The organism is Candidatus Clostridium eludens, from assembly GCF_045310515.1.
Taxonomy (GTDB): Bacteria; Bacillota; Clostridia; order Clostridiales; family Clostridiaceae; genus Clostridium_B; species Clostridium_B eludens.
The window spans coordinates 76,531-92,065 of sequence record NZ_JBJHZX010000022.1; the positions used below are offsets into that span (position 1 = coordinate 76,531).

Genomic DNA, 15,535 nt, shown 5'->3' on the forward strand with positions numbered 1-15,535 from the left:
GTAATACAAGATCTATCCTAACGGAATGAAAAACCCTAGACAAAATAAACGTCAAGTGGTAATAAAATATAAATATACTTATAAATGGTAATTTAAATCTGATTTAATGTACTAGTTGTTACTAATAATCTCCTCTGCCTTCGGTATCTACTGTAAACTTCACATTAACCTGAATGTCAGAGTCACATACTGCCTTATTCCAATCAGTACCTGTACCTCTTCCATATTTTGCAGCAGCAATTCTTCCTAAATCCAGAATGTCAGTTTTATATTTACATTTAATATCTTTTACTGTTTTATTACACATTTTATCTACGTAATTTTTCATATCTTTTTCAAATCTTTTTAGTACTTTGGGATCTGTATTTAAATTGCTGTATAACTGATTAGATATTATATCACCTTTCAAATTCAAATCTATTACGAACTTATATTTTCCATTTTCTTTATAACACTTGACTTTTCTTTTTGAGTATGTATAAGAATTTATATATTTCTTAGAATCCTCTTGTAATGTTAATATTCCCTTAACCCTATTTTCTCTTAAAATATTAATTATCCTTGTTTCATCTATATCTGCTTTTCCTACCATTTTGTCTTGCTTAAATACAGCAAGGCCTGTAGTTTCTATGTTATCGTTCTTTACCTCTATGTAAGGAAGTAGTATATTTCTTCCTTCTGCATCCTCTCTTACTATTAAATTCGTAAGAGTATATTCTTCAGAAAAAAAGTTGTATTCCGATAGGTTTTTTATCATACCTTCAATATATTCTGCAGTATTTGAGTATCCTTTAACTTTGTACTTAAACATATCCTCAGCTGTTCCTTTACACACTGCACATAGTGCCCTATCATTTATATATGGATTATTAAGCCATAAATCTAAATAATTTTTAATACCAAATGATGCAGAGTCTTGACTAAATAGAAATATTCTATTTAGTCCTAACATAGTTTTTTTACCTTCTTTCAATTGCCTGGTTTCCCTTGTTTTACCTAAATTTTCACCTTCCCCAGTAAATGTATTACTTGTTATAGTACTATCTTCAAATGAATATACTAATAAAGGTAGTCTATAAGATGTATTAACAGAATCTTTGTGTATGTCTACACCAACACCTATAGGTATCTCTAAACTTTGGATTAGTGATCCTTTTACACCTATGAAACATATAATAAGGATAAGTGTCACAATAATTATTAAGAAAATCTTAGACCTTTTCATAAGCATCACCTTTTTTAAAATGAATTACAATTGCCACTGCAGAAACATATATTAAATTAAATATTACATAAATATAAAACTGAAATTATTTACAATAGGAATATTTATACTATCAGCTAATATTAAAACAGGTCACAAACATAGAAGTGCCCTTATGAATACATCTTTCATATCACTTTTATGAAAGGCAAAGTAAAAACTCCGAGATCTTCTAAGAAACAAAGATAAGCTAATATAAAAAACCACCCTATGACTATTCCCACTACCGCACTAACGGTCTGCATTTTTTATCGGACATTTGTTTCACCTCATATCTATAATTCCCACGCTCTATTAAAAATATTTATATGTATGTCTTCCGAAACTAATGGAAGCTTTCAAAAAATGTTGAAAGATGCATTCGAGTTGCAAATCCATAACATCAATCCCCTGCCTATTATTTTATAATTTAATCATTTGATTAACTAAAATTTGTTTAAGAGCAATCTTCGCTGCCTTTCTAACCTCATCATTTACATCTTCTGACGCCTTGTTCAGCAGTTCTATAACCTCTGGTGTTACTATTCCAATCTGTCCAATACTTCTTATTGATTCCCATCGTATTGCTGGTTCATTACTACTTTCATATGTTCTCATTAATTGAATTACTGCCTCAATGAATCTAAAACCACTTAATGCCCTTATAATTTTCCATACTGTTACCTTGTTATTTGAATATGTATCTAATGATTCTAACATAATAGATAAAGCTCTCTTATCATTAGTATTATTTACTATTCCTCCTAAAGCATCAATGGCTTGTTGAGTCTCAAATCCATCGTTAATTTTTATCTTATTAATTAATTCAGTAATTGCTGATTTGCCTACTTTTATTAATGTTCTTGAAACTATGTCTCTTGGCAACGGATAACTCCTTTTATTAAAGTATTTTAAAGGTAATTCCTTTTCTTGGTTATTACCTATTTTACCAAGCAAAGAAACTAAGGAGGCTACTGTTGGTTCTCCAATCTCTCCCAACGCTTCAGATATTGCAATTCTAGGATAAAGTAACTTTTCGTTTTCTAAAGCAGAGCATAGAACTAACACCAAATCAATACATTTTCTTTTACCTATCAAAGTTGCCCCAATAGTTCTTTCTTTAGGCTCCTTACTATTTAACAATCCTTTTAACTCTTCTACTGATACTTCATTAAATCTTTCAATTTCTTCTATTGAAACCTGGCCACGTTTTTGCCTGCCAATGCTTTTCTCTACTGTATCGTTATCTTTTTTCAATATAAACACATCCTTTTTAGAATGTTTACTTGTTTACTATAGCTTCATTCCTTATTTGATATAACCACTTTTACTCACCACTAAATACTTAATCTTCTATAATTAGCCACCTCTGATAATTGTATCTTTGATCTTAAATCTGTACAATAACCTAGATGAAACTTATTTATGTCATTCTCTCTTAAATAATTACAAGTTTTTTTAGGAGTTCTTCTGTTGGTCTAAGTATTAGATACTAATATTATATTCCATTCTTTTTGCGGTTGTATTGGCGGTTTCCTCTCCTACTCATTAAAAACAAATATACCTACATTCCACCTTTTTAACATAATGCATCCTCCACTCCTTCCTATATTATTTCACACATCATAACTAAAAAACTTATATCTTAATTTTTCCTATAATATAGGTTATCTTTTATATAAATATAATGTGCCATTCTTAGGCTTTTTTATATTTTCTCCACTAAATCCTCTTCTTTTAAGCTCTTTTTGCAGTGTATGCATGAAAAAGCCATGACAAACAATTATATGTTCATACTTGATCCATTTACTATGGTATCTAAGAATTTCCTTACTCTTTTCTCAGTATCTTCTACAGTTTCCATTTGTGATTTATTATTAAGAAACCAGGCAATTCTTCCACTTATACACCAGAATATATGTGGTAATCTTACATTACTTTATTGTTATATCATTACTAAAACATATAAATATTATACTCTCATATAACTATAAATTCCATAATAAGAAAAACCTTTATAATATATCTCAAATCATGCCTTCCTTCTATAAAAAACATAAGTAGCTAACTTAGGGATTTCTATGCCAAGACCTTCTCGTAAGCATGGCAAGAAAATAAAAAAACACTGTTAAATTTGTTGATGCAAAAATCCAAAACTTTAAAGGTAGGGAATCGATTTATGCATAATTATATGAAAGTATATGATATAATTTGATATAAATTATTACACATTCGTATGAGAAAGCAAACTAAAGATTATTTGTATATTCTGACTGACTTATAAACAAAAATTTAAAGAGGTGCCATTATGAAGAATAAGAAAGAGACTAGTTATATGGGTAATGTAGGAATAATAAAAAGAATTGATGATATTCCTGAGTTAAAAGATGAACTTATTGCAGTGTTTGAAAGCAAAAGCAAAAATGACATCTCACGTTATGGTCTGCTGTTGGTACAACATGTGTTAAGCCTGGCCAATGTGCAACTGTGTGATGCAATTAACCAGTGCATTGACGTCAACAGAAGGTGGCAAGAAGGAAAAGCTACGTACCAAGAGACTAGACAGGCGGCTGCCATGATACCCGACTTAGCACGCACAGAGAAAGACCCAGTGAAGGCCAAAGTCTTGAGAGTTATGGGGCAAGTTGCTCTCATTCCTCATGTGAAGAGACATGCTTTAATTGCTTCTGATTATGCAATAACTTTAATAAACTTAATGTATCCTAAAAATTTAGAGGAAGTAAGAAAAGAAAGAAAAATCCAAATTGGATTAATGAAGAGTGTCTAATAAAAAGATTTATCGGGGAGATTATGAGTACATATCATCCCCTTCATTCCATATAGAATAAACTTTTGTAAAATCATAGTTTTCTTCTTAACTTTAATCCAAAATTCCAACAACATTATTCAATTTTATAAGAGCATTAGGGTTAACTTTTAAAGTGTAGTGTTCTTCTCCTGTTCCTCCATAAATAAATAATTTTTGTAAAAGTTTTTTGTCAATTATATAAGGAAATGGAAGTCCAAATAGTGGAATTGTACCAACACAAAATCCTGTAAGTTCCTTAACCTCATTTTTAGTTGCCATTCTTACATTGGTACATTTCAAAAGTTTTTTTATTTTTTTAAAATTCAATTTTTCTTCACTTCCTGAAATAATTAATGCATGAAATCCTATGTTGGTATATATGATAAGTGCTGGGGCTGTCTGCCCAATAGTGATCTTAAAATAGTCAGCACCTTCCTGTGCAGTATGAATTAACTTATCATGATGAATGAATTCAAATTCAAAATTATTTTCCACTAAAAGACTTTTTATTCTTTCCATTGCAATCTCTCCTCATTAAAATTATATTTACCTACAATAGTTAAGCGCTTACTGCACTTTGATTACCAACATTTTATTCCCCCCTTTCGCAAATTCATAATCCACTTTTACTATTTGAATTTTATATCCGGAAAAGCATCCATCTCCTATTAACCTGTCATTATCCTTTAGACCATATACTTTAATTTGCCCCATAACGTATACCTCCCAATTTATATATTTCAAACAACAATGATTATTTTTAAAACCATAAGTCTAACATAAGTACCATCCCTTCCTATCAAGTGATTCTTAGGTTCAGGTGGAATTTCCTCACCAGTAATACTTTTCTCCATCTGAACCTTATTAACAGTATTCTTAGTGTCTTTAGCACTTAGAATACGTTATCCTTTAGGGGAAGAACTTATCCAAGGGCGTAACAGTGCTTATCCCCCACTTTGAAGAAGGATGGGGGTTAGCAATGGTAGCCTTGGGATAAATAATTTTATAAACAAAAAAGCCACTTCATCCCCATATGGGACAAAGTGACCATTATGCCACCCATATTTATTTTTTATACTAATGTAGAAAATAGCAGTTAAAAAGTTCTATAAAATAAAAAAACACTTCACCCCAATAAGGGCAAAATGAATATTCTGCTATACCACCTTAATATAAAATCAGTTCTTCCAGGTACAGATATTACTCGATACCCTGTTCTTTTAACGGTGAACTATCCGTTTACTGCTACTATTATTTCACATCACATCTTGGAGACCCATTCAATATAAGCTACAGTATTTGGCTCTCACTATTCCAAATTCGCTTTAACTAACCTCCTATATTTACTCTTTCTCTTCATTGACTTTTAGTCTTATTTTTTACATCATATACCTATTCAGGTAAAAAGTCAATATATCACCTAATATCCTTCCAATATTCAAACTACAGCTTTCCTTCTCTTATAAAAACTTTTACTTGTCTATTTTTTATTAACCTTATAAAATAATATGCAATAATAATGAACCCAATTAATTCAGATAAGTAATAACTTGGATCTGTAACAAGTCTGACCATATCACTTTGCAACCAATTACCTTCTGGTCTTGCAGGAAATCTCCACCCAAAGTACGGCCAAAATAATATATCAGGATATAACCACATACTATCTAATATTAAGTGAATGAAACTGCATACGCCAAAAATTAAAATCTCACCTTTTCTACGCTCATATACCACATATAAACCTATTAACATCAATACAACAGAAAATAGTAATGTGTGCGCAAATATACGGCTGTTATGGAAGGTACTGCGAAATAAATACGCACCGATAGGTTTGTCTATTATGTCAGGCAGTATTGAACCTACCAGAACAATTCTATAGTCAATTGATACCTTACTATTTAGCTCCCTATTCTTATGAACTATTTTTTCATAGGCTTTAATTACTCCTGTAGTTATTCCCAAATGTCCAAAAAAAATCATCTACTTATTTCTCCTATTTCTAATTAATGTATTACATTTTACCATTGTACTGAGAATAAATCTATACAAAATGCTACAATTTAAGTTAATATTTAAATTTACTTCAAATTATAAAAAATTCAATGGAACATTAGTTAGATATAAAAAATGAAGGAATACAGGTGAAACTTCTGCATTTCCTTCATTCATTGGACAATGTTTCTTATGTGTGATACAATGCTTACTCCATTTGGACAATGATTGTTGTTTCAGTACGTTAAAAATACATTTCAACTTTAATTCAAGTAAAAAACTATTTATTTATTGGAAAACAAACCTCAGTTACAAACTGTTCTGGGGTTTGGGCTGTCTGTGGTCCAACTAAATATATATCAAAAGGTGCTCCCACATTTTTATATTTATTTTCTTTAATCCATTTCATAACCTTAGAGTAGGCTTCTCCTAACCTGGAATATGGTCCTACAAATGTAGAACATGCGTGTAATCCTCCTGAAAATTCTCTTATTTTATTATTTTTTTCAATATTCACTTTATTATTTATTGGAATACAAACTTCCAAATCTGTATTTTCAAAGTCAAATTCTTCATTATAATAAACTGTCATTACAGGACCTACTGGTTGCAGATTCATCTGGAAAATATCCTCAAATACTTTACCAATAACACTACTAACATTGTTCATACTTATAGTTGCTCTTCTACTCATTACTATTAATGGTTGTCTCTCCTTTAATTCAACTTTTAAATCCTTATTAAATTCCATAACATTACCTCCTAACTCAATTTTCTCGATTTTTTGCTCAATAATATCTTTGAGTTTCAAGTTATTCTGAACTTCCTTATTAATTTCACTTACTTTATTTCGTAGAAATTTTTTTAATAAGTCAACATCTTGCTTATCCATGATAGCTTTAATTTCTTCTAATTTTAGGCCATACTCTTTTAATTCAGATATTAAAAGTATCTTTAAAACCTGTTCATCCGAGTAATACCTATACTGGCTGTTCTTATCTACATATATAGGTTTCAATAATTCAATATCGTCATAATAACGAAGTGTCTTTGTTGAAACTCTCCCGATTTTAGAAAACTGTCCAATAGTGTACACAATTCATTCTCCTTTCTGTCGACAATCATATTATAAACCTTCCAGCTAGGGGTAAAGTCAAGCCAGAATCTTCGGCTCCAGAAATAACTTTAATAAATTCGTTCTCTTCCATTTAAACTCCTGCTATATCTAACTTTAGCCCTACCATCCATTCTGTCATTAAACCTAATTCATATCATAAAAATAGAGCCAAGGTTTTGCTCTCAGCTCTGGATTACTTTTCGATTTTTTATTTCTTTTTGGATTGTGACCAATTCTGTCTCTTGCGAGAATTACGTCAGAACCTGATGAGTATTGCTATAAATTATTCGTTTGACACAATTATATCTACAAATCTCTTGATTATAAGAGCAGTAAACCCCCATATTACATATTCTTCATAACTGTAAAAATACTGTTTAACTTTTCCTCTTCTGAATTTATAGTTTCTTCCATTTCGTATAAGATTATAAGGAAATTTCTTTCCTGGTTGTGAAACTATAGGTACTTCATGAAGCAAAGGCTCATTCTCCACAAAGAATTGCAACGGTACTTTAAAAATATGATCTACTTCACTCTCACTTGGAACTATATATTCTTTATTTAACTTACATACAAAAGGATACATTATAAAATTATAAGGTGCAACAATGTAATCCATTTGCCCTATAAGGTTTATATCTTCCCTACTTAAATTTAATTCCTCTAGAGTCTCTCTTATAGCCGCCCGTACCGGGATCTCACCTTCTTCTACTTTACCTCCTGGAAAACATATATCTCCTGGCTGATGTCTTAAATCTAAAGCCCTTACTTCAAACAATATGCTTAATTCTTTCCCTGACTCACATAAGGGAATCATCACAGCATTTTTGGTAAAATCCCCTATAATATCTGGTTTTCTGTGTTTAAATATATGTTCTATTCGTTTTATCACCTTACTACCTCCTAAAACCTAATTGTAAAATACAGTTCTTATATGATATACTGTAAAATGTTATTAACTAATTATAATATTTTTTATAGGACATATGCATAAATTTTAAACAAGTGGAGTGATGTTTTTTGAAAAAGAAAACTAATATTTTATTGTTTACCCTTACGTTTATACTTTACTTAAATTTTAATGTACTTGCATCAGAACCATCCAATGATGCATTACCTGAAATATATGGCAGCGCAGCTATAACAGTGGACATGCAGACAAATGAAATAATATATGAAAAAAATGCAGATACTAAAATATATCCTGCAAGTACTACAAAGCTTTTAACAGCTATCCTTCTAGAAAAAAATAAAAAGGAAAATGATATATTAACTTACACTGCAGGAGCCAAAGTTCAACCTGAATCTTCACTAAATACAAGCGTACATCCCATAGAAGTAGGAGATTCCATGTCTGCAAAAGATGTAATGGACGGGCTTCTAATGTACTCTGCTAATGATATGGCATATGTTATTGCGGAAAACATAAGTAAAAATGCACCTGAATTTTCAAAAAAAATGAATGAAGAAGTGCAAAGTTTAAATTTGAAAAACACTCATTTTGTTACCCCAAACGGCCTACATGATCCAAATCACTACTCTACACCTTATGACATGAGCATTATTGCCAGAGAAGCATTTAAAAATTCCTGGATAAGAAACACCATGTCTAAAGCTTCAAGTAGGCTAACGACTTCTAAAGGTCTTACTTTTCCTATCTCAAATACAAATAAGCTTTTAGGTAAAGATGGGTGTATTGCTGGAAAAACTGGGTATACCATACCTGCTGGACGGTGCCTAGTTGCAATTTACGAAAGAAATAATAGAAAAATACTTGGAGTTGTAATGCATTCCATCTATGATATAAAAGATACTTATGTATTTAATGACATGGAAAAAATAATAAATTGGAGTTATAATGCTACACCTTATATTTTGTATAAAAAAGATGCCGTAATCAGTAAGAAAAATGTAAGCTACAAATTTTTACCCTTCATGAATTTTGAAAGAAGTATGGAAGTTCCAATTAAAGTTAAAGATAATGTAACATATTACAACAATAATTTAAATAAAAATGAATTAAAAGAAGAGATACATATTACAACTATAAACCGAAAATCTCTAAAAGGTGACATTCCTATTGGAACTCTCACTATAAAAGAAAGAGATGTTTCTAAAAGCTATAAAATTTATTCTGCACTTCCAAGAAATGTTTATTTAAGAGAAATGCTTTTTACTTATATTATAATACTTATACTGCTATTCATATTGATTTTAATTATTCTGTTCATAAGTATTAAATATAAAAAGCATAGAAAATACAATAAATATAAATATGATTAAACTTTAAGTATTTAAAAATAACCAACAAAAAAATCATTTCCATATATGATATATAGAAATGATTTTTTACTAATAATATAAATCTAATATTTACACATATCCCCTTGATTTATATTAAAGATTTATCTATGCTTTTGGCCACTATTTTACTAGGCTGTTCATAATTTTCCTTCATTTGTGAAGAAATATAATTTACAAGATCTACTGTTCTGCATGAATAAGCCCATTCATTATCATACCAGGATACAACTTTAACCATATTTCCTCCTAGTGCCAAAGTCGAAAGTCCATCTACTATAGAAGATCTGTCATCACCTTTGTAATCTATAGATACCAGTGGCTCTTCTGAATAACCAAGTATTCCATCCAGAGGTCCCTGAGCAGCCCTTTTAAAAGCTTTATTTACTTCTTCTACCGTAACAGGTTTTGAAAGTTCACAAACCAAATCTGTAATAGACACTGTAACTGTAGGTACTCTAAGAGCAAATCCATTTAATTTTCCTTCTAAATTAGGAAGCACCTTCGCTACTGCTTTTGCAGCTCCCGTAGTAGTTGGAATTATAGATTCCCCTGCTGCTCTAGATCTTCTTAAATCTTTATGACTTTTATCAACTAGCCTTTGATCTCCAGTATAAGCATGAATTGTAGTCATGAGGCCTTTTACAATACCAAAATTTTCATCTAGGACTTTTGCAAATGGTGCAAGACAATTAGTTGTACAAGATGCATTTGAAATAATATTATGGGAACTTACATCAAATTTTTCCTCATTTACACCCATAACTATAGTTATATCTTCATTTTTAGCTGGAGCTGTAATTACAACTTTTTTAGCACCAGCTTTTATATGCTTGTATAAATTTTCTCTGTCTTTAAATATTCCGGTGGATTCTACTACAATATCTACACCTAGCTTATCCCAAGGCAAGTTTTCCGGATCACTTTCCCTAAATATTTTTATTTCAGAATCATTTACAATTATTGAGTCTTCTGTAGCTTTTACATTGCCTTGAAATTTTCCGTAACAAGAATCGTATTTAAAAAGATGGGCAAGGGTTTCATTATCTGCTCTTGCATTAATTGCCACAATTTCTACATCTTCCTGTAGTCTCTCCTGGGCAGCTCTTAAAAATAACCTTCCTATTCTTCCAAAACCATTAATTGCAATTTTCATAGACATTATTCTTCCCCCTATAAAATATTTATATTTATATAAAAGCCATTATACACATTAGCTTTATTATTCAAAGATATATGTGATATAAATAATATATATGCTATATTATTTATATCAATAGCGCATATATATGTCAAATTTACTTTTATACCCCCTATTATGATATACTTAATTTTTCTTACATATGTTCTTTATTCCGTGTATTTAATCTATTTTGCTCTTTTTTATAATCTCTCTGTAGAAAAACTCCTAGAGCCCAGTATTTCTATTCTTGACACAATATTTCTATTATTATATTATTTAAAGGTAATAGTGAATTTGTGGCCTTTCGTCTAAAAAGGATGAGAGGTTTTTACTTTAAAATAAATGGGAGTGAAAAAGATGACTAAAGTCAGAACAAGATTTGCACCAAGCCCAACAGGATATATGCACGTTGGAAATTTAAGAACCGCTTTATATACATATTTAATAGCAAAACATGAAGGTGGAGATTTTATACTAAGAATTGAAGATACTGATCAGGAAAGATTCGTAGAAGGTGCCTTAGATATAATCTATGATACTTTAAAGGCTACAGGTCTTAAACATGACGAAGGTCCTGATATAGGCGGTTCTGTAGGTCCTTATATACAAAGCCAGAGAACTGACATATACTTAAAATACGCTAAAGAACTTATAGACAAAGGTGAAGCTTACTATTGTTTTTGTACAAAAGAACGTATGGATATGATTAGAACTAATGAAGATAATTCAAAAGAAGTTTATAAATATGATAAGCACTGTCTTAAACTTTCAAAAGAAGAAATAAATGAAAAACTAGCATCAAATACACCTTATGTTATAAGACAAAATAATCCCGAGACTGGTTTTACGGCTTTTCATGATGAAATTTATGGAGACATCTCTGTAGATAATTCAGAATTAGACGATATGATACTTATAAAATCCGATGGTTACCCTACATATAATTTTGCAAATGTGGTAGATGACCATCTCATGGGAATCACCCACGTAGTTAGGGGAAGCGAATATCTCTCCTCTGCTCCAAAATATAATAGGCTCTATGAGGCATTTGGTTGGGAAGTTCCTGTATACATTCACTGTCCTCCAATAATGAAGGATGCCCATCACAAACTCAGTAAAAGAAATGGAGATGCCTCTTTTGAGGATTTAATAAAAAAAGGTTATTTAAAAGAAGCCGTGTTAAACTATATAGCCCTTCTAGGTTGGAACCCTGGAAATGAAAAAGAAATATTTAACTTAAATGAACTAGTAAAAGAGTTTAACTACAGAAATATAAACAAATCTCCGGCTATATTTGACGATGTAAAGCTTAAATGGATGAATGGAGAATATATAAAAAGGATGCCTTTAGGAGAGTTCCATAAACTGGCTCTTCCCTATTATAAAAAAGTCATTTCAAAAGATCTAGACTTTTTCAAAATAAGTGAATTACTTAAAATAAGAATTGAACTACTAAATGAAATACCTGACATATTGGATTTTTTCGAAAAACTACCGGATTACTCCACAGATTTATATATACACAAAAAAATGAAAACAAATTTACAAAATTCACTTTTGACTCTTGAAAAAATTCTTCCTAAATTTAAAGAATTGTCATCCTGGACTTTAGAGAATATAGAAAAATGCTGTATGGATTTAGTATCGGAACTACAGGTTAAAAACGGCATAGTGCTTTGGCCTATAAGAACTGCCCTTTCAGGTAAAAAATCTACTCCTGGTGGCGCCTTTGAAATAGCAGATATTATAGGAAAGGATGAATCTTTAAAAAGAATAGAATCCGGAATTGAAAAATTAAAATTTGAAAACTAATAAAAACAAATTTTTCTTAAGATATAAATATACTAAAAATATTTTTAGCATATTTATATCTTTATCTATTATAAATTTTTTTATCCGAATGCTACCATTGCTAATACTCCCATCGCACTCTGTGAAAGCGATTCACACAAAATTAAAAATTTTGGTTCTCTGCTTTTCTATCAAACTGGGAGATAAGCACTGCTACGCGCCTAGATAAGTTCTTCCCCTAAAGGATAACAGTATTCTAAGTGCTAAAGGCACTAAGAATACTGTTAATAAGGTTCAGATGGAGAAAAGCATTTCTCATAAGCAAACTCCACCTGAACCTAAGAATCACTTGATATCCATTTTCGGAAATAAAAAAATTATTATAACTAATATAGTGAATTGTAACTTATTTGACACATAAATGTAATAATATATATATGTACTTTAATTACAATTTTTAATTTATTCAACGATTAGGAGGCATTTTACTTTGTTATTTAATTCAATACAGTTTTTACTTTTTTTCTTTATTGTAGTTGTCCTTTATTATGCTATACCAAGTAGAATACGTTGGATTTGGCTCCTTGTAGTAAGCTATTACTTTTATATGATGTGGAATCCAAAATATGTCTTTCTAATTATTACATCCACTTTAATTACATATGTGGGCGGATTGTTGATAGATAAGGCAGAAAAAGTAAAAACAAGAAAATTGCTTGTTTTTTTAAGTGTATCAAGTAACCTGGGAATTCTTTTTATGTTTAAATATTATGGTTTTTTCAGTACAAGTATTACACGTATTTTTTATCATCTTCACATTACTGTAAATATGCCATCATTTGATTTTATACTTCCTGTTGGGATTTCATTTTATACATTCCAAGCATTGAGCTACATTATAGATGTTTACAGAAAAGATATTAAAGCAGAAAAAAATTTAGGGAAATATGCTTTGTTTGTATCATTTTTTCCTCAACTACTCTCAGGACCTATTCAAAAATCAAAACATTTTATGAAACAGATAGATGAAAATCACTATTTTAGCTACAATAATGTGAAAAGCGGGTTACTTTTGATGTTATGGGGATACTTCCAAAAAACGATGGTAGCAGATAGGCTAGGGAATATTGTAAACGTTGTTTATGGTAATCCATCAAATTACAGAGGATTTGCAATAGTAATAGCTACGGTATTTTTTGCTTTTCAACTATATTGTGATTTTTCATCGTATTCAAATATAGCAATAGGTGCAGCACAAGTTATGGGCTTTAGACTATCCAAGAATTTTGAAAGGCCATATTTTTCAAAATCAATAAGAGAATTCTGGAAGCGATGGCATATATCACTTACAAGCTGGTTTATGGATTATCTTTATTTCCCTTTGGGAGGAAGTAGATGTAGTAAACTTAGAAAATATTTTAATGTTATGATGGTATTTATAGTAAGTGGCCTGTGGCACGGCTCAAGTTTTACATTTATAGTATGGGGTGCGCTTCATGGTATATATTATGTAATTGAAAATTTATTTAGTCCTGTAGGCAATATATTAGTAAGAAAATTTAAAATTAGGATGAATTCTTTTAGCTATAAATTATCTATGATATTGATTAATTTTATATTGGTTGATTTTGCATGGCTATTTTTCAGGGCAACCTCTTTTAAAAATGCTGTAATATTAATTAAGAATATGTTTTATTTTAATCCTTCAATATTTGTTGATGGCTCCCTATACAAACTTGGATTGGATTCATCAAATTTTTTGATTGCAATGCTTAGTCTGGGTGTAGTTTTTATGGTTGATCTGTTGCAAAGAAAAAGAAATTTGAGAGATGAATTGTTGAAACAAAATACGGTATTCAGGTGGTCCCTGTATTTTACTTCAATAATAATTATATTGATATTCGGCATATATGGCCCAGGCTATGATGTTCAACAATTTATATATTCTAAGTTTTAGGAGGATCATATGTGATTAAAAATATAATTATAAAAGTTTCAATTTTTAGTGCTATTTTAATATTTATAATTTGTATTATTACCCCCGTATTTATATTGAAAACAGGTAATAGAGGTAAGTTGATAGAAGGCTTGTATAACCATACTGGAAATGCTTATGACGTGGTGTTAATGGGAGGAAGTCATATGCTTGCAGGAATAGATCCAAGTGTATTGTGGCATGATTATGGCATAACAAGTTTCAACTATGCTACAGGCGGCCAATCCATTGACATGACATATTATATGTTGAAGGAAGTTTTAAAGAAGCATAAAAATTCCATTGTTGTACTTGATGCATATTATCTGGCTCGAAGTGCTGAGTATGGTGAAAAAGGTTATATAAGCAATGCACTTGACAACATGAAGTTTTCAATGAATAAGCTGGAAGCCATATGGAACTGTACGCCCCTTGAAGACAGATTGGATTATCTGATACCATTTTTAAAATATCATTATAGGTGGAATGAGCTTACAGAGGATGATTTCAATTATGATAGTTCCGAAATATACTACACGAAAGGATTTATTGCTGGAACCAAAAGATATGGAAAAGATGATTCAACAGCAAATCAAACATCCAGAACAGTTTCAGGTACGGTAAATCTGCCGTCAAAATCACTAACCTATTTGAACAAGATTATAGGCTTGTGCAAAAAAAATAATTTGAAATTGATTTTAGTTAATACTCCGTTTGACTATAATTCTGATGCTTCCAGTGAATGGGTCAATCAACAGGCCAAGATGTTCAACAAAGTTGCAGAGATTGCGAAGAAAGATAATATACCATTTATCAGTTATAATAACAAGATGGATGAAATAAATCTTGATTTTAAAAATGATATGTATAATTCAGGGCATCTTAATATCTGGGGGGCCTATAAGGTTACAGAGGATTTTGGAAACTATTTAAAACAAAATTATAATTTAGAGGATCATAGAAATGACAGTGCCTATAGTCAGTGGAATATAGATTATAAAAAATCTCAGGCGGCAACTTATATAACTGATAGAACAAATAAATAATTTATCCGATCGCTACCATTGCTAACACCCCCATCGCACTCTGTGAAAGCGATTCACACAAAATTAAAAATT

At 30.5% G+C, this 15,535-nt stretch carries 13 protein-coding genes; 5 read left to right on the plus strand and 8 right to left on the minus strand.

Going from position 1 to position 15,535, the window contains the following annotated elements:
• Positions 1–121: 121 nt before the first annotated feature.
• Both ACJDU8_RS15005 and ACJDU8_RS15010 read right to left on the minus strand, forming a co-directional pair.
• A complete protein-coding gene (locus tag ACJDU8_RS15005; RefSeq protein ID WP_406792964.1) occupies positions 122–1,225 on the minus strand; it encodes a Ger(x)C family spore germination protein in 1,104 nt (367 codons plus the stop codon).
• Between the two features lie 441 nt (positions 1,226–1,666).
• Positions 1,667–2,500 carry a HEAT repeat domain-containing protein gene (locus ACJDU8_RS15010; RefSeq protein WP_406792965.1) on the minus strand — a complete coding sequence of 278 codons (834 nt, stop codon included), beginning with the start codon at positions 2,498–2,500 and terminating at the stop codon, positions 1,667–1,669.
• Positions 2,501–3,551: 1,051 nt separating this feature from the next.
• Here ACJDU8_RS15010 and ACJDU8_RS15015 point away from each other — a divergent pair.
• On the plus strand, positions 3,552–4,031 hold the full coding sequence (locus ACJDU8_RS15015) for a putative immunity protein (RefSeq protein WP_406792966.1): 480 nt from the start codon (positions 3,552–3,554) through the stop codon (positions 4,029–4,031).
• 93 nt (positions 4,032–4,124) lie between these two features.
• Here the strand turns inward: ACJDU8_RS15015 and ACJDU8_RS15020 are convergent, their stop codons facing one another.
• The 5 genes from ACJDU8_RS15020 to ACJDU8_RS15040 form a co-directional block, all read right to left on the minus strand.
• Positions 4,125–4,571: an aminoacyl-tRNA deacylase gene (locus ACJDU8_RS15020; RefSeq protein WP_406792967.1), complete on the minus strand. Its 447-nt coding sequence runs from the start codon at positions 4,569–4,571 to the stop codon at positions 4,125–4,127.
• 48 nt (positions 4,572–4,619) lie between these two features.
• Positions 4,620–4,766 (minus strand): hypothetical protein, encoded by a 147-nt coding sequence (locus ACJDU8_RS15025; protein WP_406792968.1) that lies wholly within the window; start codon positions 4,764–4,766, stop codon positions 4,620–4,622.
• Positions 4,767–5,495: 729 nt separating this feature from the next.
• Entirely contained in the window at positions 5,496–6,038 is a 543-nt protein-coding gene (locus tag ACJDU8_RS15030) for a metal-dependent hydrolase (RefSeq protein ID WP_406792969.1), read from the minus strand.
• 292 nt (positions 6,039–6,330) lie between these two features.
• Positions 6,331–7,146, minus strand: coding sequence for a MerR family transcriptional regulator (locus ACJDU8_RS15035; protein ID WP_406792970.1), 816 nt, complete (start codon positions 7,144–7,146; stop codon positions 6,331–6,333).
• Positions 7,147–7,450: 304 nt separating this feature from the next.
• Positions 7,451–8,059: an NUDIX hydrolase gene (locus ACJDU8_RS15040; RefSeq protein ID WP_406792971.1), complete on the minus strand. Its 609-nt coding sequence runs from the start codon at positions 8,057–8,059 to the stop codon at positions 7,451–7,453.
• A 128-nt stretch (positions 8,060–8,187) separates the two neighbouring features.
• On the opposite strand from ACJDU8_RS15040, the gene ACJDU8_RS15045 reads away from it, so the two are divergent.
• Positions 8,188–9,450, plus strand: coding sequence for a D-alanyl-D-alanine carboxypeptidase family protein (locus tag ACJDU8_RS15045; RefSeq protein WP_406792972.1), 1,263 nt, complete (start codon positions 8,188–8,190; stop codon positions 9,448–9,450).
• Positions 9,451–9,559: 109 nt separating this feature from the next.
• On the opposite strand, the gene gap is transcribed toward ACJDU8_RS15045, so the two are convergent.
• Positions 9,560–10,630 (minus strand): type I glyceraldehyde-3-phosphate dehydrogenase, encoded by a 1,071-nt coding sequence (gap, locus tag ACJDU8_RS15050; protein WP_406792973.1) that lies wholly within the window; start codon positions 10,628–10,630, stop codon positions 9,560–9,562.
• A 378-nt stretch (positions 10,631–11,008) separates the two neighbouring features.
• On the opposite strand from gap, the gene gltX reads away from it, so the two are divergent.
• The 3 genes from gltX to ACJDU8_RS15065 all read left to right on the plus strand — a co-directional run bounded on the left by gltX (position 11,009) and on the right by ACJDU8_RS15065 (position 15,463).
• Positions 11,009–12,463 (plus strand): glutamate--tRNA ligase, encoded by a 1,455-nt coding sequence (gene gltX, locus ACJDU8_RS15055; RefSeq protein WP_406792974.1) that lies wholly within the window; start codon positions 11,009–11,011, stop codon positions 12,461–12,463.
• 469 nt (positions 12,464–12,932) lie between these two features.
• Positions 12,933–14,399, plus strand: coding sequence for an MBOAT family O-acyltransferase (locus ACJDU8_RS15060; protein ID WP_406792975.1), 1,467 nt, complete (start codon positions 12,933–12,935; stop codon positions 14,397–14,399).
• An 11-nt stretch (positions 14,400–14,410) separates the two neighbouring features.
• On the plus strand, positions 14,411–15,463 hold the full coding sequence (locus ACJDU8_RS15065; RefSeq protein ID WP_406792976.1) for a hypothetical protein: 1,053 nt from the start codon (positions 14,411–14,413) through the stop codon (positions 15,461–15,463).
• Positions 15,464–15,535 lie beyond the last annotated feature (72 nt).